The following is a 26497-nucleotide window of genomic DNA, read 5'->3' on the forward strand; positions in this document are numbered from 1 at the left end:
ATTGAAGAATGAAAAGAATGAGAATTTAGTTGCTCAGAACAAGAAAGCGCACCATGATTATTTTGTTAAAGATACTTTTGAAGCGGGAATTGCTTTAACTGGAACAGAGATTAAATCTGTGCGAGCACGGCGGATAAATTTGCGTGATGGTTATGTTCAGATAATTAATGGATCAGCTTTTTTGGAAAATGTGCATATTAGTGAATACAAGCAAGGTAATCGCTATAACCATGAACCACTTCGAAGTAGACGCCTATTGTTACATAAAAAAGAATTATTGCGTTTAGCAAAGGCACAGGCTGAACGAGGAATCGCTATTATTCCGCTTAAAGTATATATCAAACATGGCTTTGCAAAAGTATTACTTGGTGTGGGTCAAGGTAAGAAAAAATATGATAAACGAGAAACAATTAAAAAACGCGATCAAGAACGTGAAATTCGTCGCCAGTATAAAATTTAAAAATAGTTTGGCTAATTTAGTAGTCAAACTATTTTTTATTAAAAATTGAATTTATTTTATCTAGTTAAACAAGCAATTTGATTTTTAGATTTAAACAATTTATTGGTTAAATCTTTTCTCAGAGTTACAGCTAAAGAAGAAAGATTATTTTTATACTTAAAAAATATAAATATAACTGGACTTTATATTGTAGATATAGATAATATAATGCTGAGGTCTAAATTTTGGCCGATTCATTTAAATTAGTTAATTATTATTTTAAGAAGGTACAGAGTAAATTTGGGTTTGTAATATGTTATTTTATAAACCAATAATTTTAATAAAAATTATGCGCCACAAGTATAATTGTCTTCTGACGTAAAAATTATGCTTATTTATTCAGATTTCATTTATTTGCTTACAACTGTGATATTTCGTATTATTAAAGTGTATGTGTATGTATAGTTACACTTGCTTACAATAATATACTCGGTTACTTTTTGAAAAGTAGACTATAATTTTGCAAAAGTTATTTAATTTAATTTTATATTTTAAAATATTTGCTAATTTTGCTAATAATGTGAGGATTTGAAACAAAATGGAATTTAATGATGTTTATAATGGTGAACGTGTGACACGTAAGTTTACAAATCGTAAAGTCAATGAAAACTTACTTGCTAAAATAATTGAACGTGCTAAGCAATCACCTTCACTGCTCAATTCACAGCCATGGAAGGCATATGTTTTAACAGGTGAAGCATTAAAAAAATTTAAAAAAGATGTCAAAGAGCAATTGGATGCCAACGTTGAACCAAATGAAGATTTTACCAAAATGCTATCACTTAATTGGGATTTATATCCTAGTCAAAATATGGCAACAGTTGGGGCTTCACAACCCTATTTTTTTAATAATAAAATGGAATTATTTACAGAAGCAAATAATACTATGTTTAATGCCCAAGATATAGTTTTTTTAACAATTCCGAAAGCTTCGCCCATATGGTCGGTGTTTGACTTAGGGATTTTTGCACAAAGTATTATGCTTTTAGCGATTGATGCCGGCTTAGCAATTATGCCAGCCCATTCAATGGTTTCTTATCCTGAAGTAGTAAGGAAATATACCAAAATTCCTGATGAGGAACTAGTTGGAATGGCGATTGGTCTAGGCTATCGTGACAATGCAGCAGAAGTCAATAACTCCAAGTATATTCCTAATAGATTACCTACTGAAGAAGTTTATAAATTAGTTAAGTAAAGGGATAGATTTTTCCATTAAAAGGGAGCGATTAATGTTAAGATATATGCTAGAGGATAATTAATAAAAGGTGATATAAATTTTGAATGATACCCAAATAATTATAAATTTGTTTGCTACCCTAGTAATTTTTGCTTTTGCTGCTTTTTTTGTGGCAGCAGAGTTTGCACTAGTGCAGACAAGATCGAGCCAACTTGAAGATATGTTAGCTAATAATGAAGGTAATCCGCGCAAGGTTAAACATGCTCTGCGAATGGTTCATAACTTAAATGAATATTTGTCAACAACTCAAGTCGGGACAACATTAGTAGGAGTAGTTTTAGGTTGGTTTTCAGCCGATACGTTTGCCGCGATAATTGAACATCTCTTAAAGCTAGCACCGGTGAATTATTCTTTACTTAGATCAATTAGTGCGATTTTGGGTGTAATTTTATTAACTTATTTAGAAGTTGTAGTTACAGAAATTGTACCTAAAAATATTGCAATCGATATGCCAGTAAAGATATTACTTAAAATTGTTACGCCCTTGCAGCTTTTTCATACTCTGGTTTATCCATTTGTTTGGTTATTGAATGTTAGTTCTAATTCGCTATTAAAGTGGCTGGGATTTGAGCCAGCTGATGAAGAGAATCAGGTTTATTCTCAATCAGAAATTATCAAATTATCAAGAAAAGCTGTTCATGGTGGTTCACTTGATAAAAATGATTTAACTTATATGAAACGTGCTTTTGAATTTAATGATAAAGTTGCCAAAGATATTATGACAGATCGGACTAGGCTAATAGTTATTAATTCAGCTGATACAATTAAGAAGGCTTTAAAAATGTATCTAGATGATGGTTTTAGTCGACTGCCGGTTGTTCGCGATAATAATAAAGATAATATTGTTGGCTATATATATGCTTATGATGTGATTCAACAAAGCCAAATTGACGAACGAGTACCAGTGACAAGAATTATTCGCACAATGATTACAGTTCCAGAATCAATGCCCATTCAAGATATTCTACATTTAATGATAAAAAAACATACCCCAATTGTTTTAGTGGTTGATGAATATGGTGGAACAAGCGGAATTGTAACTGATAAAGATATTTATGAGGAGCTTTTTGGAACTGTTAAAGATGAAATTGACGATGTTTCTGATGATTATATTATTCAAGATAAGAAAGGAAACATCCGAGTTTCCGGTAAAACTACTCTGTATGATTTTGCCCGCTACTTTCGGACAGATTTAAAAAGCTTTCAAGATAGTGATATTATCACAATCGGTGGTTATATGATGGAACATTATCCAGATTTGAAAGAACATCAAACTGTAAAATTAGAGAATTTTGAATTTGAACTGGAAAGTATAGAGCAAGGATTTATGCGTTGGTTTGTTGTGAAACCACCAATAAATGAAACCAACGAATAGCTAATATTAAAAAAAGGAACTATTGGTTTTAGATAGTTCCTCTTTTATTAAATTTAATTATTTTTAAGACTAGCAATAACTTCAGGTTTAAGTACCCCGATAAAACGTAAATTACGGTAAAAATTCATAAAATCTAAACCATAACCAACTACAAATTCATTGCCAACTTTTGAGCCGTAATATTCAATCTCAACGTCAGTTCTACGATTAGTTTCTTTATTCAGTAAAACACAGCATTTGACACTTTTGGCACCACGTTTTTTCAGCAAATCTTTCACATATTTTAAAGTCAATCCTGTGTCAACAATATCTTCAACAATCAGAACGTCACGATTTTTAACATCGGTTTGCAGGTCTGAAATAAGGTCCACTTTGCCAGATGATTCTAATTCATTACCATAGCTGGATACATCAAGAAAATCAATTTCTTCTTTAACGTCCATTTCTCGAACAAGGTCAGTTAAAAAGAAAATTGCACCTTTAAGTGCACCAACAATCAGTGGTTGCTTGCCTGCATAGTCTTGGGTTAACTGTTTGCCTAATTTGACGCACATTTCGTGAATATCATCTTCGGTAAACAACTTATGATCAATAATACTGTTAATATTGTCGTTTTTCGGCATTTATTTACCTTTCACTTTAAACAATTTAAATTTCTAATAAAGTCGATTATATCATTTTCTAGATGAAATAGTAGATAGTTTTAATTTTTTTTGTCTATACAAGGTTTTTATTTAAAAATGAAGTTTAATTTAAATTGTAGTTTTCTTAATATAAATTTTGCTACAATTAAGAATAATAGTAAAAAATGAAAGGCTAAAAAATGAAAAAAGAAGAAGAAATTAAAATGCTTAAAGCCTTTGCAGATGCAAACGCAACCTCTGGCTTTGAAGAAGAATTTGTTAAATTGTTTACAGAAACTGTGAAGAGTTACGCTGATATTAAAATTGATGGTATGTTGAATGTTTATGCAGCTAAAAAGCAAAATAAAGCTCACCGTCCAATAATCCAGCTTGATGCACATTCAGATGCTGTTGGCTTTATTACACAGGCTGTAAGGCCTAATGGCTTAATCAAATTTGTTCCACTTGGTGGCTGGGTTAAATACAATATTCCAGCTTTACGTGTCAAAATTAGAAATCGTGATGGTGAGTATATTCCAGGAGTAGTGGCAACTAAACCGCCTCATTTTATGACTGAAGCAGAGCGTAACAATGTTCCAGATGTTGCTGACATGTCGATTGATGTTGGTTCAAGCTCACGCGAAGAAACTATTAATGATTACAAAATTGACACTGGCTGTCCAATTTTCGTTGATGTAAAATGCGAATATAATGATAAGACAGGTTTGTTTTTTGGTAAAGATTTTGATGATCGCTTTGGTGCAGCCGCAATGGCGGATGTTCTTGAAGAATTAAAAGATGAACAAACAAACTTTAATATCGTTGCTGCTCTTTCAAGTCAAGAAGAGGTTGGGTTACGAGGTGCGTATGTAACAGCTAGGGAAGTTAAACCCGATTTGGCGATTGTGCTAGAATCATGTCCAGCTGATGATACTTTTACCCCTGACTGGTTATCTCAAACTGGTCTTAAAAGAGGACCGATGCTACGTGACATGGATACCTCATTCTTACCTAATCCTAAATTTCAACAGTATGCCTGCGATGTAGCTGATAAAAATCATATTCCTTATACGCGCTCAGTTCGTACTGGTGGGGGACAAGATGGAGCCGCTATTTACTATGAAAATGGTGCACCTACTATTGTGATTGGTATACCTGTACGATATGAACATTCACCATATTGCTTCAGTGCATACCATGATTTTAAGGCTGCAGTTGATTTAGCAGTGGCAATTATTCGTGACATGACTGAGGAAAAGCTTGCTAGTTTTAGTAATTTTTAAATACTTAATAAAATAAAATCGTGTAAGCAAAGGCTACACGATTATGCTATAATACAGAAGAAGTCACTAGGGGTGCATATAGCTGAGAAATACCCTCTGAACCTGAACGGGATAATTCCTGCGTTAGGGAAGTGTAACAGAGTAAATTACTAAGTACTCCTAATGACTTAATAGTTATTTAGGAGTATTTTTATGTTTACAAGATCATCAAAGTGGAATACTAAATCAATTATTTTAGTTGCTTTAATCGGAATAATTATGGGTGTGATTTACACTTATGGCTTCAATTGGGCCTATAATTTAATTAAAATGGCCTTGATTCCAACAGGCTTTGCACCGGTAGTTGATACAGTTTTTACAGGTTTGTGGCTCATGGCTGCGCCTTTAGCAATATATTTTGTGCCAACTGCTGGGTCTGGTACTATTGGTGAATTATTAGCGGCAGTTGTTGAAATGGCGATTGGGGGACAATGGGGAGCAACGACTATTATATCTGGTATTCTACAGGGGGCATTAAATGAAATTGGCTTTTTCCCTAAAAAAGAACGCTATCAGAAATTTTCTTGGGCAAGTGTGATAACAGGAGCAATTTTTGCTGGCTTGGGCTGCTTTATTTTGTCATATGTGCTTTATGGTTGGTCAAAATTTAGTCTTGTACTACAAATAACAATGTTTATTACTAACTTGATTTCAGCTGTTGTTTTTGATGGTATTTTAGTTAAATTAATTATTAATATGTTTGAACGTGCTGTAAAGCCAAAAATAAGTTAATTAGAGTAAAATAGTTGCAACTTATCCTGTCCAAAGGTTGATAGCAGATAAAACAGTTAGCGGCTATTTTTGTTTTGGTTGAAATTTGGCTCTAGCTCGAGTAAATTTTTTGATAAAAAGAATAATTCGGATATATTAGATATAGATAAGGGGAATTATGGTAAAAGATATTACGAACTGGCGCTCATTAGGCGGTTATGTCGGTGCAAATGGGAAAAAAGTAAAAGAAAATATGCTTTTTCGGTGTGGACAGTTATTTGATTTATCTTTAGAGCAAAAGGAGGCCGTCCGAAATAAATATCAAATTAAGCAATTAATAGATTTTCGTGGTGCTGATGAACGAAAAGAATATCCAAATTATATTTGGAATGGATTAACTTATATTACGATAGATGTTCTAGCAGATGCTGCTACTAACCAAGCTAGTCTTGATGAAATTATTTCTGCTAATGGGGATGTTGCAGGTAATATGCTAATTACATACAAGCAACTAGCTTTAACAAATTCTGCGCGTGAGGGATATCAACAATTTTTGCTGACTCTAGTTGACAATCCCGTACCAACAGCTTTCCATTGCTTTGCGGGAAAAGATCGCACTGGTGTTGCAGCAGCGTTAATTTTAAAGTGTTTGGGTGTTGGTAATCATGATATTTTTACTGATTATTTAAAGACAATTGAAGCAAGAAGCAAAGCTAATAACGAAATTTTAAATCTTTTAAAAGGACAGTTAGATGCAGTTCAACTTGAAAGTGTAAAGGCAGCACTAACTGTACAGCCTTCGTATTTAGAATGCTATTTTAAAACAATTGAGCAGAATTATGGGGATTTTGATAATTACTTGGTAAATGGGTTGAAGTTGCCAACTAATTTTAAGGAAAAAATGCAAGGTACTTATTTGGAATAATTAATGAATAATCATCAAATAACTTAGTAGCAAAAAGGACTGATCTCGAACATAAAGGAGAATCAGCCCTTTTTATTTAGAACAGAATGTACTTTGGTTGTCAACATATCAATAGCAACATCATTAGTGCCACCTTCTGGAATAATGATGTCAGCATAACGTTTAGTGGGTTCAATAAATTGATGATACATCGGCTTAACTGTGTCAAGATACTGTTCAATTACTGAATTAATTGAGCGCCCACGTTCTTCAATGTCTCGTTCAAGTCGGCGAATAAAACGAATATCGTCATCAGTATCAACGTAAACTTTAATATCCATTAAGTCACGAATTTTTTTACTGGATAAAACTAAAATTCCTTCAAGTATAATAATATCAACGGGTTCAGTATGAATTGTTTCGCTGCTACGAGTGTGTTCTTTAAAATTATAAACTGGCATCTCAATAGGTTTATGTTGTAATAAACTTTGCAAATGCTTAGTCAAAAGGGGAACATCAAAAGCATCTGGATGATCGTAGTTAATATTTAAGCGTACATCCATTGGCACCCCGGTGTTATCTTTATAGTATGAATCTTGCGTCATAATTAAGACATGCTCATTTTCTTGCATTTGTTCCACAATTTTATTAGCAATAGTAGTTTTACCGCTGCCTGAACCACCGGTTATACCGATTACAACGGGTTTTTCAAGTTGAGACATTAAGACACTCCTTTTTTTATCAAATAACATTTTACTTTACTTTGTCAAGAATTACCAATTGATTAGGTAAAAAATACTGATTTAGCAAATAAAATTTATTTGGATATAGTCAGAATTGGGAAAATAGTTCTCAACTGTTAGGTTAGCTAATTTGCTTGTGGTTCAGCTTAACTTAATAAGCTTTATTTTTTTGAAATAAGTGTATTAGATTTTGCTTGCTAGTGTACTTGTTTCCCCAAGAGCTATTGACTCATTTAATGAAAGCGATTACTATATCTTTGGTACCAAAAAATAATTATTTATCATTTATATTTTAAAAAAATGTTTTTAGTAGTCATGTTTTAACCTTGTTTATTTTTCAAAAGATACATTAATTAGTAAAAGAGGACCAAGAGCTAGAATGGAATATAAAGAAAGAACAGCTGCTACGCAAGCCCAGGAATATATACAAGATTTAATTCAATTTAAGTCCGCTACTAAATTTTTGCCATCGCAAAGAGCAATTGCTGAAGAACTAGGAGTTAGTCGCAATGCTGTGTTACATGCACTAGTAAAGTTGAAGAGTGCAGATCAAGTTTCAACTAAGGAAAGGACAGGAATTGTTGTAAACACTAAAATTAATATTAATATGCTTGGCATGGAATCAATGACAGTAGAGATAAATGATCGACTGATTCAAATTAACCATCTAACTACTGAATTGATTTCTGTACCAAAAAATTTAATTAATTTCTTTGGTCCAACGGTAAAGAAATTAATTAAAATAAGTCGAGTACGATTAAAAAATAAAATCCCTTTAACCTATGAAACTACGTACTTTAATGCTGCAAAATTTAAAGAATTTGCTGAAATTGATTTTACTAATAAATCTTTATATGCGTTATTAAAAGATAAATACGGAATTGTCTTAGCTTATGGGAAGGAAAATATTGCTTGTAGCTTGGCAAATGAAAAAATAAGTGAAATTTTAAAGGTGAAAAAAGATACCCCGCTTTATCGCATCGATAGTTTTAATTATTTAGAGGATGCTACCCCGATAGAAGCAACTACGCAGTACCTGATTGGCAGTAAATTTAAATATCATTTTACGGCTGCTGATATTTATATTTATTTGTAGGAATAAAAAAGTGTTATTTAAAGAAGTTTATGCGGACTTAAAGTTGAAAATCACGCAAAAGAATTATTTGCCTGGCAGTAATTTGCCCACTGAGACGGAATTACAGGAATATTATCAGGTCAGTAGAACAACTATTCGCAGAGCAATTGACCAACTTGTAGCAGAAAATAAGGTTATACGAAAAAAGGGCAGTGGCTTATTCGTTGCTCCAGCAATTTCAAAGCAAAATATCTTAGAAATGACAGGTATCATTAAACAATCAGTTCCTGACCTAGCAGACATGATAAAATTTAAAGATAGTTATTTAAGGTTGGTTGGTCCATATTATGCTGATGTTTTTAATATTAGTGCTAATGAACTGCTATATTTTATTTCGTTTGTAATCAATATAAAAGGACAATTAACATGGGAAAAGTTGATTTTACCCCTAGAATATTTTCCTGACTTTGATCCCACTTGCTTAAAGATAATGTCAATTATTGAAGCAGTTAATTCTGGTAAATTAAAACTCAAGAACTTATTTCAAGATTTTCAATTAATAAGAGCAACGGATGAGATAGGCAAGCAGTTGTGCATCCAAAAACAAGCGCCAGTATTTAAAATAACTAATCTTTTTTCAACTAAAGATAGCAAAATTGTAGCCATTGAGTACAGGCTACAAGATGCTTTAACTACCAAGTACTCAATTGATTTTAATTAGTGGAGGGAAAATAATGATTAAGCTTGTAAGAGTAGACCATCGATTAGTTCACGGCCAAGTGGCCGTTTCTTGGTTCAATAGTTTAGATGTAAATACAATTTTTGTGGTTAATGATGAAGTTGCTAAGGATGATTTTCGGAAATCAGCTATTCGATTGGCTAAACCAGAGAACTCTAAATTAGTAATGAAATCGGTTGATGATAGTATCAAAGCCATTAATTCTGGGGTAACTGATAAGTATAAAATGCTAATTGTAGTTGAATCGGTGGCCGATGCGACTAAATTAATTAAGGGGACAGGAGAAAAAATCAAAAGTTTGAATTTGGGTGGAACTAAACCACGACCTGAAACTAAAAATTATGCAAAAACAATTAACTTAACTCCGACAGAAGCAGATCAGCTTGATGAACTTCAAGCTAGTGGGGTTGATGTTTGGATAAAGCAAGTTCCCAATGATGATAAGCGGGAATTTCATAAATAGAGTTGAGGAGCTTAAGGTATGAATGTTTATGTAACAGCAATTATTTTAGCCTTAATTGCAATGTTGGGAAATGGTGAGTATTTTTTAGGTTCATCAATGCTATCAAGACCACTTGTAACATGCACATTAACAGGACTAGTATTAGGAAATCTGCAACAAGGCATCATTATGGGTGCAACTTTGGAACTAGCCTTTGTAGGTTCATTTTCAATTGGTGGAGCTATTCCCCCGGAAATTATTTCAGGTAGTGTTTTAGGTACAGCTTTTGCTATCGGTGCTGGGAAAAGTACCGCTGTTGCTTTAACGCTTGGTATTCCTATTGCATCACTAGTTTTAGTAATTAAAAATTTGTGCTTTATCTTTATTTTGCCTTACTTTGTTCATCGAGCTGATCATTATGCAGAATTAGCTGATGGCAGTGGTATAAGTCGAATGAATGTTTTAGGAGGCTTTTTTTCAGTTAACTTACCAATTGGTTTAGTGGTAGGGATTTCTTATATTTTAGGTAGCCCAGTAATTAAAGGAATTTTAAGTGTAATTCCGCAATTCATTATTAATGGCTTGGGAATTGCTACTGGGTTGCTACCAGCTTATGGTTTTGCCCTTTTAATGAAAATGATGATTAATAAAAAGAATGCAACTTTTTTTATCATCGGATTTGCGTTAGCAGTTTATTTAAAGATTTCAGTTACCGGAGTTGCCATTTTTGGAGCTTGTCTTGCCTTGATTTTAACGGGATATTCCGCATTTAACGGTAAACCAGTAGTAAATACGGCGCCGAGTACTAATAAAACAGCTAAATTAAATACAGAAAATGGAGGCATTGACTATGAAGATGAAGAATTCTAAGTTACTTACTAAAAAAGACCTAATGAAGACTTTTTGGCGTTCATTTACAATGGAATGGGCATGGAACTATGAGCGGCAGATGAACTTAGGTTACTCCTATGCCATGGCTCCTGCCTTACGGAAAATCTATGGGAATAATAAAGAAAAATTGCAGGCTGCTTATAAACGCCACCTGGAGTTCTATAATGTCACTCCATGGCTAAGTACTTTTCCATTAGGAATTTCCATTGCAATGGAAGAGCAAAATAAACTTGATCCTGAATTTGACGATGTAGCAATTAATAATATTAAGGTAGCGCTGATGGGTCCACTAAGTGGTATTGGTGATTCATTTTTTTGGGGTACTTTACGGGTGATTGCAACCGGGATTGGTACTTCACTTGCTCTGCAAGGTAATATCTTAGGCCCACTACTATTTTTGCTAATTTTTAATATTCCAGCATTATTGGTGCGCTATTATGGCTTATTTGTTGGTTATAATGTTGGTTCATCATTTATTGATAAAATTCAAAAAACAGGGTTAATGGATAAGTTGACCTATGGAGCATCTGTTTTAGGGTTAGCTGTTGTCGGTGCAATGGTGGCGACAATGGTGACTTTAAAAATGCCCTTAAAAATTGGTAGCGGGGCGCAAGCAACATCGATTCAAAAAATATGTGATGGGATAGTACCAGGTATTTTACCCTTACTATTCACATTTTTCATTTTTTGGCTTGATCGAAAAGGTTGGAAATCACAGTACATTCTGTTGTTGATTGCCGCAATTGGTATATTTGGTGCCTGGTCAGGTTTATTAGGATAATATTTAAGGAGATATTTGTGAAAAGCATTGAAGATTATGTTAATTTAGAACCGCAATATTATCAGTCCGTTCTCGATAATTACCAAAGTTTGTTTGGGGACAAGTTCACCAAAGACGAGGTAACGAAATTTGATAACGTAGTAATTTATGCAACAGGGTCAAGTTCAAATGCAGCTTATGGTGCCTTGCCCTTTATGAGTAAAATTTTAAAAATGCCGGTACGAATTGAAGAACCATCAATTTCGGAAAATTATCTGTTGAATGTCAAAGAAAATACTTTGTGTTTGGCAATTTCACAAGGTGGCCATAGTTATTCAGTAGTCAAATTAATCGAACGTTTGCTAGAAGCAGGGCATAAAGTATATACGCTGACTAGCGAACTTGATAGTCCGGTTGCCAAGATTAGTAAAAATCTTTTATTAATGGGGATGCCGGTAGAAGAAATGCCATATGTTAGTGCTGGTTATAGTGTGGAAATTTTAGATTTACTACTAATCACATTAACAATTGCGAGCGTAAAAAATCAAATTACTAGCGCGTGTTATCAAAAATATTTAACCGAACTGACATCAATTGTGCAGGCAATGCCTTCTGTTATTAAAAGGTCTAGTCAGTGGGTTGATTTGCATTTATCTGAATTTAGTAATGCACAAAGAATAATGTTTATTGGTTACGGAGCTGCTTATGGAGTTAGCCGAGAAGGCGAAACGAAAATAACCGAAGCTGTTCGAATCAGTTCTTGGGGTAAAGAACTGGAAGAATATATGCATGGCCCTTATTTAGGACTAAAACATGATGATTTTGTTATTTGCTTGGAGCCTAATGGAAAATTACAAAAGCGGCAAGAACTATTGCAACAATTTTTAAATAAGCATATTGAGCATGTTTACTCAATTTATGCCGGTATGGCTCAAAATTTAGGTAATCATGATTTAAGTCTTAAAGTAGAAACAAATGAACTGTTAAGCGCTTTATTTATGACTGTTCCGATTCACTTACTGGCTTATCGTTTGTCGCAAAAAAAGGGAATTGATTTGCAACATTCAGCTTACCCTGATTTTGATGAAATTACAGCGTCAAAGATCTAATCATAATTTTAAAAAAGAGGAAAATACAAATGCGTAAATTTAATAAGCAAGAATTAATTCAAAGCATGGATGGTGCCCTTAAGCTAAGAGGCAAGATTAATGAAATAATTGATCCATTATTTAACAAAGGTATTTCTAATATTTGTTGGTTAGGAATTGGTGGCACCTATGCTTCAGGTATGCAAGCTAACATTCATATGAAAGAAAAGAGTGCCTTGGAAACTTTCTATCAAAATGCAGCAGAATATATTGTAACTGGTAATAAACGAATTACAGCTAAAACATTAGTAATCATTTCATCTGTTACGGGTAATACTAAAGAGATGGTTGAGGCCGTCAAAAAGTTGAATGAAGTAGGTGCAACTATCTTGGGTTTTATGGATGATCCGAAAGCAAAGCTTGTCTCTAGTTTGACTTACTGCATTTCTTATCCAGAAAACGAACAACTAAAGTTCTTTATGGTTGGTGATCGCTTAATGTATCTAAATGGTGAATTTCCTGATTATGAAGACTTTTATCAAGAAATGGAGCAGTATTTCGCTCAAGACATTGCTGAAGTTAGTGTAAAAGCAGACGATTTTGCTAAAGATTTTGCACAAAAGCACCATGATGATGCAATTCATTACTTTGTTGGCGCTGGTAATCAATGGGGGGCAACTTATTCTTATGCAATGTGTTATTGGGAGGAGCAACATTGGTTAAAAACGCGCGCAGTTGAAGCAGCAGAATTTTTCCATGGCATGTTTGAAATAATTGACTGTGATACTCCCGTAACCGTATATGTGGGAGAAGATAGCCAGCGACCTTTAAGTGAGCGGGTAGCCAACTTCTTACCTAAAATTTGTGGTAATTATACGATTATTGATGCCAAAGATTATGACTTACCAGGTATTTCAGAAAAATATCGTGGAACATTATCACCATTTGTTTTCCACGCAATCAATAACCGAATTGATATTCATATTGAACACTTGAATCGTCATCCGATGGATATAAGACGCTATTATCGAGCTTTAGACTATTAATTGGTGATATTTATGATTGGTGTGATAGTTTGTATGCATGGTAACTCTGCACTAGAACTAGTGAAAAGTGCGGAAATGATTTGTGGCAAGCAGGAAAATTGCTATGCAGTCAATTTTACAATGGGCGAATCATTAGATAAATTAAGCGAACAATTAACTAATAAAATAGAGTTATTGTCTCAGCCGCTGATTTGTTTGACGGATTTAAAGGGCGGTACGCCATTTAATACATTAGTTAACCTTAAAAAGCAATATTCAAATATAGAAATTGTGGCGGGCGTTAATATGCCAATGTTGCTAGAACTATTTGTTAGTCGTGAACAAAGGGCAATGTCAGAATTACTTGAGACTATTATAGAAGCAGGGACAGCTGGTGTATACCAATATGTTTCTGAAAAAATAGTTGATGAAGATGAAGAATTTTAAGTCATTTTTGCTTTTGTGAAATATTTATTTACGAATACTATATTTTTATATATTACTAGTAACTGTAGATGCTATAATGTATTATCTCTAAAGTAGATAGTTATTAAGGATAATTAAAAGGAGTAATCATATGTCTAGAAGTTTTAATTATATTAATGGTTCAAAATTTGAAAGCTTTTTTGGTGTAATATTAATATGTTTAGCAGTGTATCAACTATTTAATAGTGTGAAATATACTAAGGGGATACTACATAAAGGAACTAATAATGGCTTTTCTTTAGGGGCAATCGCGTTTTCATTTTTCTTTAGTATAATATTATTTGTAATTGGTATTTTAGCGATTATGCAAAAATTTTAAAGACGATAGTTATGGATGTATTTGAAATTTTTAATGATAATTAAAAATTAATTTAAACATTTTATAGGTCATAATAGTAAGCGCTACCTAAAAAGTGGTATAATAAAATAAATTTTATGGATACATTCTAGGAGGAAAATTTTATTATGGCAGAACAAACAATTATGCTAAATTGTAGTGCAGGTATGAGCACATCATTACTAGTAACAAAAATGCAACAGGCAGCTCAAGAGCAAGGAATCGATGCAAAAATTTTTGCTTGTCCTGCTTCAGAAGCCTCACAACACATTGGGCAAGAAGAAATTGATTGTGTCTTACTTGGACCACAAGTTAGTTATATGAAAGATGATTTTGTCAATAAAGTAAAAGGCAAAGGAAAAGATGGTCAAGATATCCCACTTGATGTAATTAATATGCAAGCATATGGCATGATGGATGGTAAAAAAGTATTACAACAAGCAGAAGATTTAATTAACGGTTAAAACGGGAGATTAAGATGGCAGAAAATCAAACAGAAGAGCAAACTTTACAGGCTGCGATGGGTCTAATTGCCAATGGTGGTAATGCAAAGAGTTTGGCTTTTGAGGCGATTCGTCAAGCTAAAAAAGGTGATATTACAGGAGCGCGGGCTAAGTTAAAAGAAGCTGATGCTTCTTTAAATGAAGCCCATAATTCGCAAACTGCAATGTTAACCCAAGAAGCTCAAGGAGGGCACACTAATGTAACTCTACTTGTGGTTCATTCACAAGATCATTTGATGAATGCGATTACTTTTAGAGATTTAGCAGGTGAAATGGTTGATTTGTATGAGAAATTATATGAAGCTAATTCCTTGGCAAAATAAATAATAGTAAATAAAAAACGAAGTTCAGTTTAACTTCGTTTTTTTGTTATTCATCTATATTTAATTCAAATCTAAACCGTTAGTCTTAATTACTTTTTTATACCAGTCAAACGAATCTTTCCGTGAACGCTTTAGAGTACCTTCGCCAGCGTCGTTTTTGTCAACGTAGATAAAGCCATAACGCTTATCCATTTGTCCTGTTCCAGCTGAAACTAAATCAATTGGTCCCCAAGGTAAATATCCCATTAAATTAACGCCATCAATTTCCACGGCTTTTTCCATTTCTGAAATATGTTTTCTTAAGTAATCAACGCGATAGTCATCATGAATTGAGCCATCGGCTTCAACTTTATCGTATGCCCCAAGACCATTTTCAACAATAAATAAAGGTTTGTGATAGCGATCTGTTAAATGGTTTAAAGCAATGCGCAGACCTTCAGGATCAATTTCCCAGCCCCAATCGCTACGTTCTAAAGTTGGATTTTTGGCCACGGCTTTAGCTAAATCATTTAGTTCATCTGGCTTAACTTTTTCCGCTGAAACGGTAGTTGTTTGATAATAACTAAAGCCAACATAATCAACAGTACCTTCTTTTAAGACAATCCGATCTTCATCGGTAATATCTGGGCGATAGCCGTTACGAGTAATATATGCCTCAACTTCGTTGGGATATACACCAAAAACATGGACATCAGAGAACCAAGAGCGGCGTTGTTCAAATTTGTCAGCCAATAGTACATCTGCTGAAGATGAAGTAAGAGGCCGAACGGGTGAATAATTAATCATACAACCAATTTCAAAGTCAGGATTAATTTTGTGCCCAACTTTAACCGCCAAAGCTGATGCAACTAATTCATAATGAGCTGCTTGGTACATGGCAGCTTCTTTTTCTTTTTCACTTAAGTTGTCAAGCATAATTCCAGAGTTAGTAGCCATTAGAAAATCATCATTATAGGCTGCTTGATTATCAATTTCGTTAAAAGTCATCCAGTACTTAACACTATCTTTATAGCGCTTAAAGCAGACCGTAGCAAACCGAACAAAAAAGTCAATTAATTTCCGGTTGGTGAAACCATTATATTTTTTGACTAAATTAAACGGAATTTCAAAATGAGATATAGTAACTACCGGTTCGATACCGTATTGATGACAAGTAGCAAATAAGTTATCGTAAAATTTTAAACCTGCTTCGTTAGGCTCTTTGTCATCGCCATTAGGAAAAATTCTTGTCCACGCAATTGAAGTTCGAAATGCTTTAAATCCCATTTCGGCCATTAATTTGATATCTTCTTTGTAATGATGATAAAAATCAATAGCACTATGATTTGGATAGTTTTTTCCTGGAACAATTCCGTCTGTTATTTCACGAGGTTTAGTTGCCGAACCAACGGTCATTACATCGGCAACAGATATTCCTTTACCATCAACGTTCCAAGCACCTTCTAATTGGTGCGCAGCAACGGCACCACCCCATAAAAAACCATCTGGCATTTTTGCTGAATACATATTTTTCTCCTTTTGTCATTTATACTGATAGCGCTAACAGATTTATTTTATAATAAATTGAAGTGTTTTATCAAGTTAAATAATAATTGACTTTTATTAGTATATAAAGACTATAATAAATTTATAAGATGGGAGATTTTTTATGATCAATAAGAAAGAAAATCAAGCAGACTACCAACGTAAAAACCATGAAGACAGCATCAAGTATTTATACTTTAGTCGTTATCTAATGTTGCGTTATATAGTGGTCATTTTTTTGTTTACTAATCTTTTTTGGTTATTAATTCTAATTCAATATCAAACGTGGCTTGGAGTTGTTATAGCAGGAATTATGACTTTAATTGCTACTGCTGCAGCGATTGAACAATTAGCTAAATTGCATAATCGAAAATCAGCTGTACCAGTAACGCAAGCCTTTTTGTGGCTACAATTGGCGGTCAACCTGTTATTGGCGGGGAGTCTTTTTTTACCTATTAGAGTAGACTTATTCCCTTTTATAAATACTAATAATGTTTGTTATTTAATATTAGCTATCCTTTTTATTGGTGTTATTTTAGCGTATTGGTCAATTAAGCGGATTCACCAGATTATTAATAATCGTGATAGGTATGTTAAGGTTATTGAAACTTTCAAAAATAATTAAAAAATTCTTGCATTAGTTATGAAAACGGTTACAATATTAATTAAGTAGTTTTTAAAAATTACTATTTTGAAGGGAGTTTTGATTATGGTTGAAGCCAAAAAGCCGTTTAAGGAGCGAATTGCCGCCGCCGCGGGTAAATTTGCGGCAACAAGATTTGTGCGGGCAATTATGGATGCGGGTTACAGTGTGATCTCGTTTTCAATTGTTGGAGCGTTTTTCTTAATTTTAACGGTGTTGCCACAGATTATTAATACACCGGGATTTATAAGCTTTTATGCGAATACGATTGGCCGATTTTCTAATTTATACCAATCAGTCTATAATGCAACCATGGGGATTATTGCCTTGGTCTTCTCAGGCACCTTTGCTTATTCGTATACTAAAATTTATCATGATGAGGAAAAAATTAACTTAGTCCCGATGAATGGGTTAATGATGTTTTTAATGGGCTTCTTTATCACGGTAGCTGAGTTGGTCTGGAAAAATGGCCGAATGGAATTCGTGCAAGTTTTCAATAAAACCCAAATGGTTGCTGGGGGTTATGAGGCCAATAATTCAGGAATTTATCGGATTGGTGCAGTTGGTATCTTTATTGGGTTAGTCGTTGCCTGGTTAACTGTTCAAATTTATCGTTATACCATCAAGCATAACTGGCAAATTAAGATGCCTGCTTCAGTTCCATCTGGCGTTTCAAATTCCTTTAGTGCTTTAATTCCTGCTTTTTGTGTCGCAATTATTATTGCTGCAATTAATGCTGGATTTGTTTTAGCTGGAACAGATTTATTTAAGATTTTATTTATTCCGTTTTCCTTTATTAGCGATATTGCTGATACTTGGTGGGGCTTTTTAATTATTGTATTTTTAATTCATTTCTTATGGTGGTTTGGTATCCATGGGGCAACCATTATTAGTTCATTTTATACCCCAATTGTTTTAGCCAACATATCTGCTAATGTTAAAGGAGCGCATCACTTCTTTGCTGGTGACCCGACTAACGCCTTTATATCTATTGGTGGCTCAGGTGCGATGTTAGGTGTTGCTATTTGGTTAGTAATAGGAGCACGTTCAGCTCAATTAAAGGAATTGGGAAAGGTTGAAATTGTGCCCGCAATCTTTAATATTAATGAACCTTTACTTTTTGGCTTACCGATTGTCTATAATATTAACTTAATGATTCCATTTATTTGTGCACCACTTGCGTCAGGAATTATTGCGTACTTAGGAATAAGCTCACATTTGGTGCCTAAAATTATTGTGCAACAGCCATGGCCGACACCGGTTGGCTTAGGTGGTTTTATTGCCACTGCTAGCTGGCAAGGTGGAGTGCTCTCAATTGTTTGCGCAATTGTAGCTTTTCTTATTTGGTATCCATTTATCAAGCATTATGACAATGTCTTATTGAAGAAAGAGCAAACTGCTACTGATTAACAATAATTAATAATATAAAAAGCTGGCTACACTTGGAGCCAGCTTTTTTATATTATTTAAGAAAGCGTTACCAAAAAAGTGCTATAATAGAAAATAGAAATAATGAAAAGAGGTATGACTGATGCTTACTTTTGGTAAAAAATTAAATTTTCGGCCATTATTAATTGGATTGTTATTTTGCTTGGGAATAGGATGCTTAGCGGCAATAATGCTACAACTAATGAATATTCACCCAGTTATTTGGGCTATTTTAGCGGGGATAATAATTTTTTTATTGATTACTCTAGTTTATTACCCGACAGTTTTGCAGGATGAATTTAATTATTTTACTATTTCTAAGCGAGAAATAACATATTACAATTATGGTAATCGCTTCAACAAATTTAAATTATTGTTGTTGGGTAAAAATGCTCCTGTAAAGACAATTAAACTGACTGACATTAAATTAGCTCACTTAGTTGGTAAAAATGAAATCAAAAAAATGGCTTTTACAGTGCCTTTTGATATGCTGCAAGTTTATTTTTCAGGCATTATTTCTATGCTGATGAATCCGTTTGGGCTTGAACTTGTATTAAATAATGGGCAAAAAATATACTTGTCACTTGCTCGTGATCGTATCTATGATCCTGAAAAAACTTATAATCAAGCTAATACAGCTATCAATATGATTAAGAAGTAGTAAGTTAAATTTTATAAACTAAATTTTGGTATTGCGACCGCTTTCTTGTTATGATAAAGAAGTAAGCAAGGTATCTGAAATGGAGGAATTCTAAATGAAATATCCAAAGACTAAAGAAGTATTAAATCAATTAGTAGCGGATTTAACGCAAATGCATATGGTCGTTCACCAACATCACTGGTATATGAGAGGAAATCGCTTTTTAAAACTACATCCATACTTAGACAAGGTAATGGACGAATTAGCTGATCAGCTTGATCAAGTTTCAGAGCGCTTAATTACGCTTGATGGCTCTCCCGTCTCAACTTTAAGTGAAATTGCTGAGAAAACAAAGATTGCGGATGAAAAGGGCAATTGGACTGAAACAATTGATGAACGTTATGCCAAAATAATTGCTGGTTATAAATACTTAGAAGGGCTTTATGAAGAGGGAATCAGAGTTAGTGATGAAGAAGGCGACTATTCAACTAATGATATGCTAACGGGTTTCCATACTGATATAGAGAAACGGATTTGGATGATGGCTAGTGAGATTAATCAAGCTCCTACTATTGATCCAGAATAATGAAACTAGCAAATAAAAAGACAGTCTTTCGGGCTGTCTTTTTTAGTGCCATGATTATTAAATTTATTTGCTATAATAAAGTTAATTTGCTGGTTATTAAAAATAATTATGAGAAAGGTGTAGGTAATGGACGAACAGAATCAAGCTGAATTAAAAAAAAGAGCAGCAATCAAGGCTGCGAGTTTGGTGCGCTCAGGAATGAAATTAGGGATAGGCACGGGCTCAACGGTCGCTTATTTAATCGATGAACTAGGTCGTCGTAAAAAAGAAGAACATTTAGAATTAGCGGCAATTGTTACGACTTCCAGCAGAAGTAAGAGACAAATGGAGCGGTGGGGCTTTCAAGTTGATGAATTAGCTGAAGTTGATCAACTTGATTTAACGATTGATGGTGCTGATCGTTTTGCTACTGACTTTTCCGGTATTAAAGGTGGTGGCGGTGCCTTGACTATGGAGAAAAATGTAGCAGTTAATTCTAAAAAAATAATCTGGATTGTTGATGAATCTAAAGTAGTTGATTATTTGAGTGGTTTTCCTTTACCAGTTGAAGTATTACCCATTTCCTGCGAGCAAAATTTTCGCCGGTTTCAAGCGGAAGGGCTCAAGCCTACATGGCGCATGGCTGATGAAAAGCGATTTATTACTCACTATGGCAATTATATAATTGATTTAAATATTGAGCGAATCTTAGTGCCACAAGGATTAGCAGCTTATCTTGACCATATGGTAGGAGTAGTTGAACATGGCCTTTTTATAAATATGTGTGATGAAGTGATTATTGCTCACACTAACGGTAAAATAGAGCAACGTAAAAAATAATTTTTGCAAAGAGGGAAAATATATGACAAAAAAACCATTAATTATTAGTACTGATCCAGGAATAGATGATGTAGTGGCACTAACAATTGCCCTTTTTTCTGCTAAGCTTGATGTGAAATTAATTGCAGCAACTTGGGGTAATGTACCATTAGCTAACACTTTGGTTAATACATTAAAATTAGAAACATTTTTAAAAACGAAGGTACCAGTTGTCTCCGGCGCAACGTGTCCTTTATTACGTCAAGCTATTGATGCTTCTGATGTTCATGGTAAAAATGGTCTTGCTGGTTATGAATTTCCTGCAGCTGATCAAAGTTTACTACAGCCAGGATTAGCGGCAAGTGCAATTCACCAAGTTGTAGAGCAAAGTTCAGAAAAAGTAACTTTAATGCAGATTGGACCAGCAACTGATTTCGCTCTTTACTTTCGGCAATTTCCAGAGGATCTAGCTAAAATTGAGCAGTTAGTAATTATGGGTGGAGCAATCGGACGTGGAAACTGGGGGCCATATAGTGAGTATAATGTTGCTGGGGATCCCGAAGCTGCGCAAATTGTTTTTTCTAGTGGTGTAAAAATACTGTTGGCACCACTAGAATTAGGTCATCAAGCTTATATTACCCAGGAAACGTTACAAGAAATTAAGCAGATTGGTGATGTTGGTGATATGCTGTATAACATTATGACGAATTTACATGATGAAACAGAAACAGATGGTCGCGAAATATATGATGCCTTAGCAGCTGGAATGTTAATTGAACCAGATATGTATACTTTTAAGCCAGCCTATGTAGTTATTGATACAAAAAGTAGTAATGCTTATGGGGCATCGATGATTGATTTTGATAATTTCTTTGGTCAGCAGCCAAATGTACAAGTAGGAGTAGAAATTAACCAAACTGTTTTTGCAAGCTGGCTTGTAAATGAAATTACTAAAGCAGAACAATTGAGGTAATTAATGACAGATTTTGTGTATCGCACGGTAATGCGTGATATAAAACAGAATATTTTAGAAAATAAGTACGATGGGATGCGTCTTCCAGATGAACGAAGTTTGGCAGATCATTATCAGGTAAGTCGTTCATCAATGAAAAGAGCAATGGAGCTTCTTTCACAGCAGGGAATTGTGTTTAAAAAACGTGGCAGTGGCACTTTTATTAACCCGCTATATCTAAAAAATCAGTCTCTGTTTCGTTATGATGGTTCCAATCTGGGTTTAACCGATAGTCTTAAAGTACCAGGTAAAACTCAAGGTATTAAGTTAATTGATTTTAATGTTATTCCAGCGCCAAAGGCAATTACACAAGACCTATTTTTGGAACCTAATGATTTTGTATATGAATTTCATCGCTTGCGTTTATTAAATGAGCAACCTTTTTTGCTGGAAACGGGCTATTTACCTATCAAAATTGTACCGGAACTGAAACCCGAACACTTAAAAAAGTCCTTATTTAATTATTTAGAAGATAAGCAGAATAAAGTTGTTACTAAGGCATTTTTAAATATTACGGTGGCTCCATCTAACGAGAATGATCAAAAATGTTTGCAACTTAAAAAAACAGAGCCAGTAGGCGTAATAGAAGGAATTTTTTTCTTAGATGATGGTACTCCTTTTGAAGTATCAACCATGCGGATACATTATCAGTACATGAGATTTAATACTTTTGTTAATTTAAATCAATAAAAAAACAGGCTTTTAGCCTGTTTTTTTGAATACCATATTTAGTAGCCTTCAAAATTGGAACGAACCAATTATAAAAATGGTTGAACTTAAATGGAAACTTGTTATAATATGTGTATCAAGTGAAACTAAAAACTTTAAAAAAGGGAGAATTAAAATGGCAGTTGATTATGACTCAAATGAATTTCTTAAAAGCGTTGATGCCCATTGGCGTGCCGCTAACTACTTATCGGTTGGTCAGCTTTTCTTAATGAGCAATCCATTATTGAAGGAAGAACTTAAGGCAAGTGATGTTAAGCCTAAGCCGATTGGCCATTGGGGCACCATTTCACCACAGAACTTTATTTATGCCCATTTAAATCGGGTAATCAAAAAATATGATCTTGACATGTTTTACATTGAAGGATCCGGTCATGGTGGTCAGGTAATGGTTTCTAATGCCTACCTTGATGGTTCTTATAGTGAGCTTTATCCAGATATTCAACAGGATGAAAAGGGGATGGCCAAACTATTCAAGCGTTTTAGTTTTCCAGGTGGCTCAGCTTCACATGCTGCCCCAGAAACTCCAGGTTCAATGCATGAAGGTGGCGAGTTAGGTTATTCGATTTCTCACGGTACTGGTGCTATTTTGGATAATCCAGATGTAATTGCGGCCGTTGAAGTTGGTGATGGTGAAGCTGAAACGGGTCCTTTGGCAGCAAGCTGGTTCAGTGATAAATTTATTAACCCGATTAAAGATGGTGCAGTTTTACCAATTTTGCAAATTAATGGCTTTAAAATTTCTAATCCAACGATTGTTTCCAGAATGTCCGATGAAGAATTAACTAAGTATTTTGAAGGAATGGGTTGGCATCCGTATATTATTTCAGCTTATCAAGGTGGAGAATTTGCTGGTTATAAGGACCATATGCAAGTGCACCAAGAAATGGCTAAACTTATGGACACTGTAATTGAAGAAATTAAAGCTATCCAAAAGAATGCACGTGATAATAATGATGAATCTGTTGCTCATTGGCCAATGATTATTTTCCGCGTACCAAAGGGTTGGACGGGTCCGAAAACCGATCTTGACGGCAATCCCATTGAAAATTCATTTAGAGCTCACCAAATTCCAATTCCAGTTGCTCAAGATGATATGGAACATCAAGAAATGTTACTAGATTGGTTGCAGAGTTATAATCCAGCAGAATTATTTGATGAAAATGGTGCTCCTACTGCTATCGTAACTGCTGATAATGTTCAAGGTGACAGACGCATGGCTATGAACCCGATTACTAACGGTGGAAAAAATGCCAAACGTTTGAATTTACCTGATTATCGTAAGTATGCTTTAAAATTTGATCAACCTGGTTCAATTGAAGCAGAAGATATGACGGAATGGGCAAAATATCTAAATGAAATTGCCAATCTTAACCCTAATGATTTTAGGGGCTTTGGTCCTGATGAAACTAAATCAAATCGATTATTTAAATTTATTGATGATCAAAAACGGCAATGGGAAGGGTCAGTTCATACCCCTAATGATGAAAATTTGGCACCAAGTGGTCGCTTAATTGATTCGCAATTGTCGGAGCACCAAGATGAAGGGTGGCTTGAAGGATATGTTCTTTCTGGACGACATGGCTTTTTTGCTACTTATGAATCATTTGGCCGCGTAGTTGATTCAATGTTGACTCAACATATGAAGTGGTTAAGAAAGGCTAAGGAACAATACTGGCGCAAGGATTATCCTTCACTTAACTTTGTAGCTACTTCAACTGTTTTTCAACAAGATCATAACGGCTATACCCACCAAGATCCAGGTATTCTTACTCATATGTATGAAAAGAATCGTCCAGACCTTGTTCATGAATATTTACCAGCTGATACCAACTCACTCTTAGCAATTTCACAAAAAGCTTTTACTGATCGTGAATGTATTAATATTCTGGTTACTTCTAAGCAAGAGCGTCCGCAGTGGTTCTCTATTGATGAAGCAACGAGAATTGCTGAGCATGGTTTATCATATATTGACTGGGCGTCTACTGATCAAAATGCTAAACCAGATGTAGTTTTTGCTTCAACTGAGACTGAGCCAACAATGGAATCGCTTGCAGCAATCGACCTTTTGCATAAGAACTTCCCAGCTTTAAAAATTCGGTACATTAACATTATTGATGTAATGAAGTTGATTAATACTGAGGATAATCCAGCAGCAATTTCTGATGCAGAATTTGAGCAACTATTCCCAAGTGATGTACCTGTTATCTTTGCTTGGCATGGATACAAGGCGATGATGGAATCGATTTGGTTTGGTCGCGGGCGTAGCAATGTTCATATTCATTGCTATGAAGAAGAAGGTGATATTACTACCCCATTTGATATGCGAGTAGTCAACCAACTTGATCGTTTCCATTTAGCAAAGGATGCAATTTTGAGTGTACCGCAATATGCAGAGCAAAGTGCTGGTTTTGTTGCTAAAATGGATCAATTGCTGGCGAAGCATCACCAATACATTAGAGATAATGGTAAGGATATCGCTGAAGTTACGGAATGGCAGTGGTCTGGCTTGAAGTAGCAATTAGTTAGCTATTTTTATAAAATGAAAAAGTTGTTAAGTCTTACTGAAAAGTATAGACTTAACAACTTTTTTGCTAGAGATAGAATTATTTCTTTGTACTCTTTTCAAAGCCCCAAAAGTAAGTGAGCAAAGCCCCTGTTAAAAGTGCGGTTCCCGAACCTAGAATCATGAATCCAATTGGCTCATACATCATCATTAAGATTGAAAAAATATTATCAATTAAAAATGATTTAACCACAACGTGTAAAGAGGCACTAACTGCACCACCTAGCCCGCCAGCAATTGCCGTAATAATAATTAAACGCTTGGAAGGCATAATTAAACCATATAAAATTGGTTCGGTTACGCCTGCAAAAATTCCAGTAACTGTTACTGAACCTGCTAAACTTTCTAGTTTAGCATTTTTACTTTTAATTAAACTATATAAAAATGCACCTAAAGCAACACCAATTTGAGCCCAAAATGCGCATACGCCGACGCCACCAATGACATCACCACCATAGACTTTTAAATTTTGTAACGTAATCGGGACGAGTCCCCAATGTAATCCTAAGACAGTCAAAAATGAGTAGGATGCTCCCAGTACTAAACCTGCTACTAATCTACTTTTGCCAAATAGCCACATAATAATTGTGGAAATCCAATTACCCACTGTATTACCAAATGGCCCAAAAATTAAAACGGTTGCTGGTACTAAAATAATTAAACAAATTGTTGAGTTTAAAAAAATTTGTAGTTGTTGCGGAATAATTCGTTTTAAGAAACGTTCTAAAATAACGTATGCCCCAATAATGACAAATATAGGAAAAACAGTAGTTGAATAATCAATCGGGTCTAATGGCATTCCTAAAAAGTTTAAACCATGTTTGCCAATTAAATGGGTAAAACTGGGTTCTAATAATGCAGCTCCTAATGCTCCGCCAACAAAAGGATCAGCCTTAAATTCTTTGGCTAAAGTAATACCAACAAAAATAGGTAAAAAATAGAAAACGGAATTGCCTGCCGCAGCTAATACCAAATATGGCGTACTAGTGGCTGATAACCAATGCAGACTAGTCAATACAGTCAGGATAGCCTTAACCATGCCCGCGCCAGACATAATTGAAAGTAAAGGCATAAAAGCGCCTGAAATAATTTTTGTCAATGAAAATTTTACTTTATTACTTGAATTAGCTTCAGGTGATTTATTTAAATCAGTCTGTTTATTAGTGGCTAATTTTTGTTGAATAATGTCATAATATTCAGCTACGTTGGGACCAATTACAATTTGATCTTGCCCGCCAGTGTGTACGATACTTAAAACACAGGATAAATCATTTAATTTTTTTTCATCAATTTTATGACTATCTTTAAGTTCAAATCTTAGTCTAGTCACACAATGGACAAGACTATTTACGTTTTGCGGGCCACCAACATATTTTAAAATAGCTGCTGCATCTTTATTTATTTTATTCATATATTCTCCCGGTTAAACTATATTTTAATATTATTAATTTTTTATTTTATATTTTTTAAAAAATTAATAATATAATAATT

At 34.3% G+C, this 26497-nt stretch carries 29 protein-coding genes and 1 riboswitch; of the genes, 25 read left to right on the plus strand and 4 right to left on the minus strand.

The genetic code is table 11. The features are described 5' to 3' along the window. The first annotated feature begins 1 nt into the window (after position 1). From smpB to F5ESL0225_RS01750, 3 genes are all read left to right on the plus strand, one after another. Positions 2-460: an SsrA-binding protein SmpB gene (gene smpB / locus F5ESL0225_RS01740; RefSeq protein WP_122047736.1), complete on the plus strand. Its 459-nt coding sequence runs from the start codon at positions 2-4 to the stop codon at positions 458-460. A 577-nt stretch (positions 461-1037) separates the two neighbouring features. After that, the gene (locus tag F5ESL0225_RS01745; protein WP_122021344.1) at positions 1038-1694 is read left to right on the plus strand and encodes a nitroreductase; all 657 of its coding nucleotides are present in this window, start codon (positions 1038-1040) and stop codon (positions 1692-1694) included. A gap of 82 nt (positions 1695-1776) precedes the next feature. Then, entirely contained in the window at positions 1777-3111 is a 1335-nt protein-coding gene (locus F5ESL0225_RS01750) for a hemolysin family protein (RefSeq protein ID WP_122021345.1), read from the plus strand. A gap of 53 nt (positions 3112-3164) precedes the next feature. Here the strand turns inward: F5ESL0225_RS01750 and hpt are convergent, their stop codons facing one another. Further along, positions 3165-3734, minus strand: a complete 570-nt coding sequence (gene hpt, locus F5ESL0225_RS01755; protein WP_122021346.1) for a hypoxanthine phosphoribosyltransferase — start codon at positions 3732-3734, stop codon at positions 3165-3167. 200 nt (positions 3735-3934) lie between these two features. Between hpt and F5ESL0225_RS01760 the strand changes: the two genes are divergently transcribed. The 3 genes from F5ESL0225_RS01760 to F5ESL0225_RS01770 all read left to right on the plus strand — a co-directional run bounded on the left by F5ESL0225_RS01760 (position 3935) and on the right by F5ESL0225_RS01770 (position 6692). Continuing rightward, complete coding sequence (locus tag F5ESL0225_RS01760) at positions 3935-5017, plus strand: M42 family metallopeptidase (protein WP_122021347.1); 1083 nt, start codon at positions 3935-3937, stop codon at positions 5015-5017. A gap of 58 nt (positions 5018-5075) precedes the next feature. Continuing rightward, positions 5076-5164: riboswitch (TPP riboswitch) on the plus strand. A 45-nt stretch (positions 5165-5209) separates the two neighbouring features. Continuing rightward, on the plus strand, positions 5210-5788 hold the full coding sequence (locus tag F5ESL0225_RS01765; RefSeq protein WP_122024454.1) for an ECF transporter S component: 579 nt from the start codon (positions 5210-5212) through the stop codon (positions 5786-5788). A gap of 157 nt (positions 5789-5945) precedes the next feature. Next, a complete protein-coding gene (locus F5ESL0225_RS01770) occupies positions 5946-6692 on the plus strand; it encodes a tyrosine-protein phosphatase (RefSeq protein ID WP_233551841.1) in 747 nt (248 codons plus the stop codon). A 62-nt stretch (positions 6693-6754) separates the two neighbouring features. Here F5ESL0225_RS01770 and udk read toward each other — a convergent pair whose 3' ends face one another. Beyond that, entirely contained in the window at positions 6755-7423 is a 669-nt protein-coding gene (gene udk / locus F5ESL0225_RS01775; protein ID WP_369931537.1) for a uridine kinase, read from the minus strand. Positions 7424-7793: 370 nt separating this feature from the next. Between udk and F5ESL0225_RS01780 the strand changes: the two genes are divergently transcribed. From F5ESL0225_RS01780 to F5ESL0225_RS01830, 11 genes are all read left to right on the plus strand, one after another. Then, positions 7794-8510 carry a GntR family transcriptional regulator gene (locus F5ESL0225_RS01780; RefSeq protein ID WP_122047737.1) on the plus strand — a complete coding sequence of 239 codons (717 nt, stop codon included), beginning with the start codon at positions 7794-7796 and terminating at the stop codon, positions 8508-8510. A 10-nt stretch (positions 8511-8520) separates the two neighbouring features. Then, positions 8521-9210, plus strand: coding sequence for a GntR family transcriptional regulator (locus F5ESL0225_RS01785; RefSeq protein WP_122024457.1), 690 nt, complete (start codon positions 8521-8523; stop codon positions 9208-9210). 13 nt (positions 9211-9223) lie between these two features. Beyond that, positions 9224-9691: a PTS sugar transporter subunit IIB gene (locus tag F5ESL0225_RS01790; protein ID WP_122021352.1), complete on the plus strand. Its 468-nt coding sequence runs from the start codon at positions 9224-9226 to the stop codon at positions 9689-9691. An 18-nt stretch (positions 9692-9709) separates the two neighbouring features. Then, a complete protein-coding gene (locus F5ESL0225_RS01795) occupies positions 9710-10540 on the plus strand; it encodes a PTS sugar transporter subunit IIC (protein ID WP_118896922.1) in 831 nt (276 codons plus the stop codon). After that, the gene (locus F5ESL0225_RS01800; RefSeq protein WP_122047738.1) at positions 10521-11342 is read left to right on the plus strand and encodes a PTS system mannose/fructose/sorbose family transporter subunit IID; all 822 of its coding nucleotides are present in this window, start codon (positions 10521-10523) and stop codon (positions 11340-11342) included. The genes F5ESL0225_RS01795 and F5ESL0225_RS01800 overlap by 20 nt, the downstream gene beginning before the upstream one ends. Positions 11343-11359: 17 nt before the next feature. Beyond that, positions 11360-12430, plus strand: a complete 1071-nt coding sequence (locus F5ESL0225_RS01805; protein WP_122024458.1) for an SIS domain-containing protein — start codon at positions 11360-11362, stop codon at positions 12428-12430. Between the two features lie 29 nt (positions 12431-12459). Then, entirely contained in the window at positions 12460-13455 is a 996-nt protein-coding gene (locus F5ESL0225_RS01810; RefSeq protein WP_122021356.1) for an SIS domain-containing protein, read from the plus strand. 12 nt (positions 13456-13467) lie between these two features. Then, on the plus strand, positions 13468-13881 hold the full coding sequence (locus F5ESL0225_RS01815; protein WP_122047739.1) for a PTS sugar transporter subunit IIA: 414 nt from the start codon (positions 13468-13470) through the stop codon (positions 13879-13881). 130 nt (positions 13882-14011) lie between these two features. Further along, the gene (locus tag F5ESL0225_RS01820) at positions 14012-14239 is read left to right on the plus strand and encodes a hypothetical protein (protein ID WP_122024459.1); all 228 of its coding nucleotides are present in this window, start codon (positions 14012-14014) and stop codon (positions 14237-14239) included. A 146-nt stretch (positions 14240-14385) separates the two neighbouring features. Continuing rightward, positions 14386-14721 (plus strand): PTS sugar transporter subunit IIB, encoded by a 336-nt coding sequence (locus tag F5ESL0225_RS01825; RefSeq protein ID WP_090093423.1) that lies wholly within the window; start codon positions 14386-14388, stop codon positions 14719-14721. A 14-nt stretch (positions 14722-14735) separates the two neighbouring features. Beyond that, the gene (locus tag F5ESL0225_RS01830) at positions 14736-15083 is read left to right on the plus strand and encodes a PTS lactose/cellobiose transporter subunit IIA (RefSeq protein ID WP_122021359.1); all 348 of its coding nucleotides are present in this window, start codon (positions 14736-14738) and stop codon (positions 15081-15083) included. Positions 15084-15143: 60 nt separating this feature from the next. On the opposite strand, the gene F5ESL0225_RS01835 is transcribed toward F5ESL0225_RS01830, so the two are convergent. Continuing rightward, on the minus strand, positions 15144-16589 hold the full coding sequence (locus F5ESL0225_RS01835) for a 6-phospho-beta-glucosidase (RefSeq protein WP_122047740.1): 1446 nt from the start codon (positions 16587-16589) through the stop codon (positions 15144-15146). A 142-nt stretch (positions 16590-16731) separates the two neighbouring features. Between F5ESL0225_RS01835 and F5ESL0225_RS01840 the strand changes: the two genes are divergently transcribed. The 8 genes from F5ESL0225_RS01840 (at position 16732) to F5ESL0225_RS01875 (ending at position 24958) form a co-directional block, all read left to right on the plus strand. Further along, entirely contained in the window at positions 16732-17232 is a 501-nt protein-coding gene (locus tag F5ESL0225_RS01840; RefSeq protein ID WP_122021361.1) for a PTS cellobiose transporter subunit IIA, read from the plus strand. 84 nt (positions 17233-17316) lie between these two features. Beyond that, the gene (celB, locus tag F5ESL0225_RS01845; protein WP_122021362.1) at positions 17317-18660 is read left to right on the plus strand and encodes a PTS cellobiose transporter subunit IIC; all 1344 of its coding nucleotides are present in this window, start codon (positions 17317-17319) and stop codon (positions 18658-18660) included. A gap of 121 nt (positions 18661-18781) precedes the next feature. After that, positions 18782-19339: a hypothetical protein gene (locus F5ESL0225_RS01850; protein ID WP_122047741.1), complete on the plus strand. Its 558-nt coding sequence runs from the start codon at positions 18782-18784 to the stop codon at positions 19337-19339. A gap of 94 nt (positions 19340-19433) precedes the next feature. Next, positions 19434-19904, plus strand: coding sequence for a DNA starvation/stationary phase protection protein (locus tag F5ESL0225_RS01855; protein ID WP_090093433.1), 471 nt, complete (start codon positions 19434-19436; stop codon positions 19902-19904). 126 nt (positions 19905-20030) lie between these two features. Continuing rightward, complete coding sequence (gene rpiA, locus F5ESL0225_RS01860) at positions 20031-20723, plus strand: ribose-5-phosphate isomerase RpiA (protein WP_122021364.1); 693 nt, start codon at positions 20031-20033, stop codon at positions 20721-20723. A 22-nt stretch (positions 20724-20745) separates the two neighbouring features. Continuing rightward, positions 20746-21675, plus strand: coding sequence for a nucleoside hydrolase (locus tag F5ESL0225_RS01865; RefSeq protein ID WP_122021365.1), 930 nt, complete (start codon positions 20746-20748; stop codon positions 21673-21675). Between the two features lie 3 nt (positions 21676-21678). Beyond that, the gene (locus tag F5ESL0225_RS01870; protein ID WP_122047742.1) at positions 21679-22404 is read left to right on the plus strand and encodes a GntR family transcriptional regulator; all 726 of its coding nucleotides are present in this window, start codon (positions 21679-21681) and stop codon (positions 22402-22404) included. A 154-nt stretch (positions 22405-22558) separates the two neighbouring features. After that, positions 22559-24958, plus strand: coding sequence for a phosphoketolase family protein (locus tag F5ESL0225_RS01875; RefSeq protein ID WP_122024466.1), 2400 nt, complete (start codon positions 22559-22561; stop codon positions 24956-24958). Between the two features lie 88 nt (positions 24959-25046). On the opposite strand, the gene F5ESL0225_RS01880 is transcribed toward F5ESL0225_RS01875, so the two are convergent. Beyond that, positions 25047-26417 (minus strand): PTS transporter subunit EIIC, encoded by a 1371-nt coding sequence (locus tag F5ESL0225_RS01880; protein ID WP_122047743.1) that lies wholly within the window; start codon positions 26415-26417, stop codon positions 25047-25049. Between the last annotated feature and the right edge of the window lie 80 nt (positions 26418-26497).

The sequence above is a fragment of the Lactobacillus sp. ESL0225 genome, assembly GCF_003692905.1.
Lineage (GTDB): Bacteria > Bacillota > Bacilli > Lactobacillales > Lactobacillaceae > Lactobacillus > Lactobacillus bombicola.

Excerpts from the sequence above, each read along its gene's own strand:
- F5ESL0225_RS01745 (WP_122021344.1), top strand. The coding sequence starts at position 1,038 with ATGGAATTTAATGATGTTTATAATGGTGAACGTGTGACACGTAAGTTT.
- hpt (WP_122021346.1), bottom strand. The coding sequence starts at position 3,734 with ATGCCGAAAAACGACAATATTAACAGTATTATTGATCATAAGTTGTTT.
- F5ESL0225_RS01760 (WP_122021347.1), top strand. The coding sequence starts at position 3,935 with ATGAAAAAAGAAGAAGAAATTAAAATGCTTAAAGCCTTTGCAGATGCA.
- F5ESL0225_RS01765 (WP_122024454.1), top strand. The coding sequence starts at position 5,210 with ATGTTTACAAGATCATCAAAGTGGAATACTAAATCAATTATTTTAGTT.
- F5ESL0225_RS01770 (WP_233551841.1), top strand. The coding sequence starts at position 5,946 with ATGGTAAAAGATATTACGAACTGGCGCTCATTAGGCGGTTATGTCGGT.
- udk (WP_369931537.1), bottom strand. The coding sequence starts at position 7,423 with ATGTTATTTGATAAAAAAAGGAGTGTCTTAATGTCTCAACTTGAAAAA.
- F5ESL0225_RS01780 (WP_122047737.1), top strand. The coding sequence starts at position 7,794 with ATGGAATATAAAGAAAGAACAGCTGCTACGCAAGCCCAGGAATATATA.
- F5ESL0225_RS01790 (WP_122021352.1), top strand. The coding sequence starts at position 9,224 with ATGATTAAGCTTGTAAGAGTAGACCATCGATTAGTTCACGGCCAAGTG.
- F5ESL0225_RS01795 (WP_118896922.1), top strand. The coding sequence starts at position 9,710 with ATGAATGTTTATGTAACAGCAATTATTTTAGCCTTAATTGCAATGTTG.
- F5ESL0225_RS01800 (WP_122047738.1), top strand. The coding sequence starts at position 10,521 with ATGAAGATGAAGAATTCTAAGTTACTTACTAAAAAAGACCTAATGAAG.
- F5ESL0225_RS01810 (WP_122021356.1), top strand. The coding sequence starts at position 12,460 with ATGCGTAAATTTAATAAGCAAGAATTAATTCAAAGCATGGATGGTGCC.
- F5ESL0225_RS01815 (WP_122047739.1), top strand. The coding sequence starts at position 13,468 with ATGATTGGTGTGATAGTTTGTATGCATGGTAACTCTGCACTAGAACTA.
- F5ESL0225_RS01820 (WP_122024459.1), top strand. The coding sequence starts at position 14,012 with ATGTCTAGAAGTTTTAATTATATTAATGGTTCAAAATTTGAAAGCTTT.
- F5ESL0225_RS01825 (WP_090093423.1), top strand. The coding sequence starts at position 14,386 with ATGGCAGAACAAACAATTATGCTAAATTGTAGTGCAGGTATGAGCACA.
- F5ESL0225_RS01830 (WP_122021359.1), top strand. The coding sequence starts at position 14,736 with ATGGCAGAAAATCAAACAGAAGAGCAAACTTTACAGGCTGCGATGGGT.
- F5ESL0225_RS01835 (WP_122047740.1), bottom strand. The coding sequence starts at position 16,589 with ATGTATTCAGCAAAAATGCCAGATGGTTTTTTATGGGGTGGTGCCGTT.
- F5ESL0225_RS01840 (WP_122021361.1), top strand. The coding sequence starts at position 16,732 with ATGATCAATAAGAAAGAAAATCAAGCAGACTACCAACGTAAAAACCAT.
- celB (WP_122021362.1), top strand. The coding sequence starts at position 17,317 with ATGGTTGAAGCCAAAAAGCCGTTTAAGGAGCGAATTGCCGCCGCCGCG.
- F5ESL0225_RS01850 (WP_122047741.1), top strand. The coding sequence starts at position 18,782 with ATGCTTACTTTTGGTAAAAAATTAAATTTTCGGCCATTATTAATTGGA.
- F5ESL0225_RS01855 (WP_090093433.1), top strand. The coding sequence starts at position 19,434 with ATGAAATATCCAAAGACTAAAGAAGTATTAAATCAATTAGTAGCGGAT.
- rpiA (WP_122021364.1), top strand. The coding sequence starts at position 20,031 with ATGGACGAACAGAATCAAGCTGAATTAAAAAAAAGAGCAGCAATCAAG.
- F5ESL0225_RS01865 (WP_122021365.1), top strand. The coding sequence starts at position 20,746 with ATGACAAAAAAACCATTAATTATTAGTACTGATCCAGGAATAGATGAT.
- F5ESL0225_RS01870 (WP_122047742.1), top strand. The coding sequence starts at position 21,679 with ATGACAGATTTTGTGTATCGCACGGTAATGCGTGATATAAAACAGAAT.
- F5ESL0225_RS01875 (WP_122024466.1), top strand. The coding sequence starts at position 22,559 with ATGGCAGTTGATTATGACTCAAATGAATTTCTTAAAAGCGTTGATGCC.
- F5ESL0225_RS01880 (WP_122047743.1), bottom strand. The coding sequence starts at position 26,417 with ATGAATAAAATAAATAAAGATGCAGCAGCTATTTTAAAATATGTTGGT.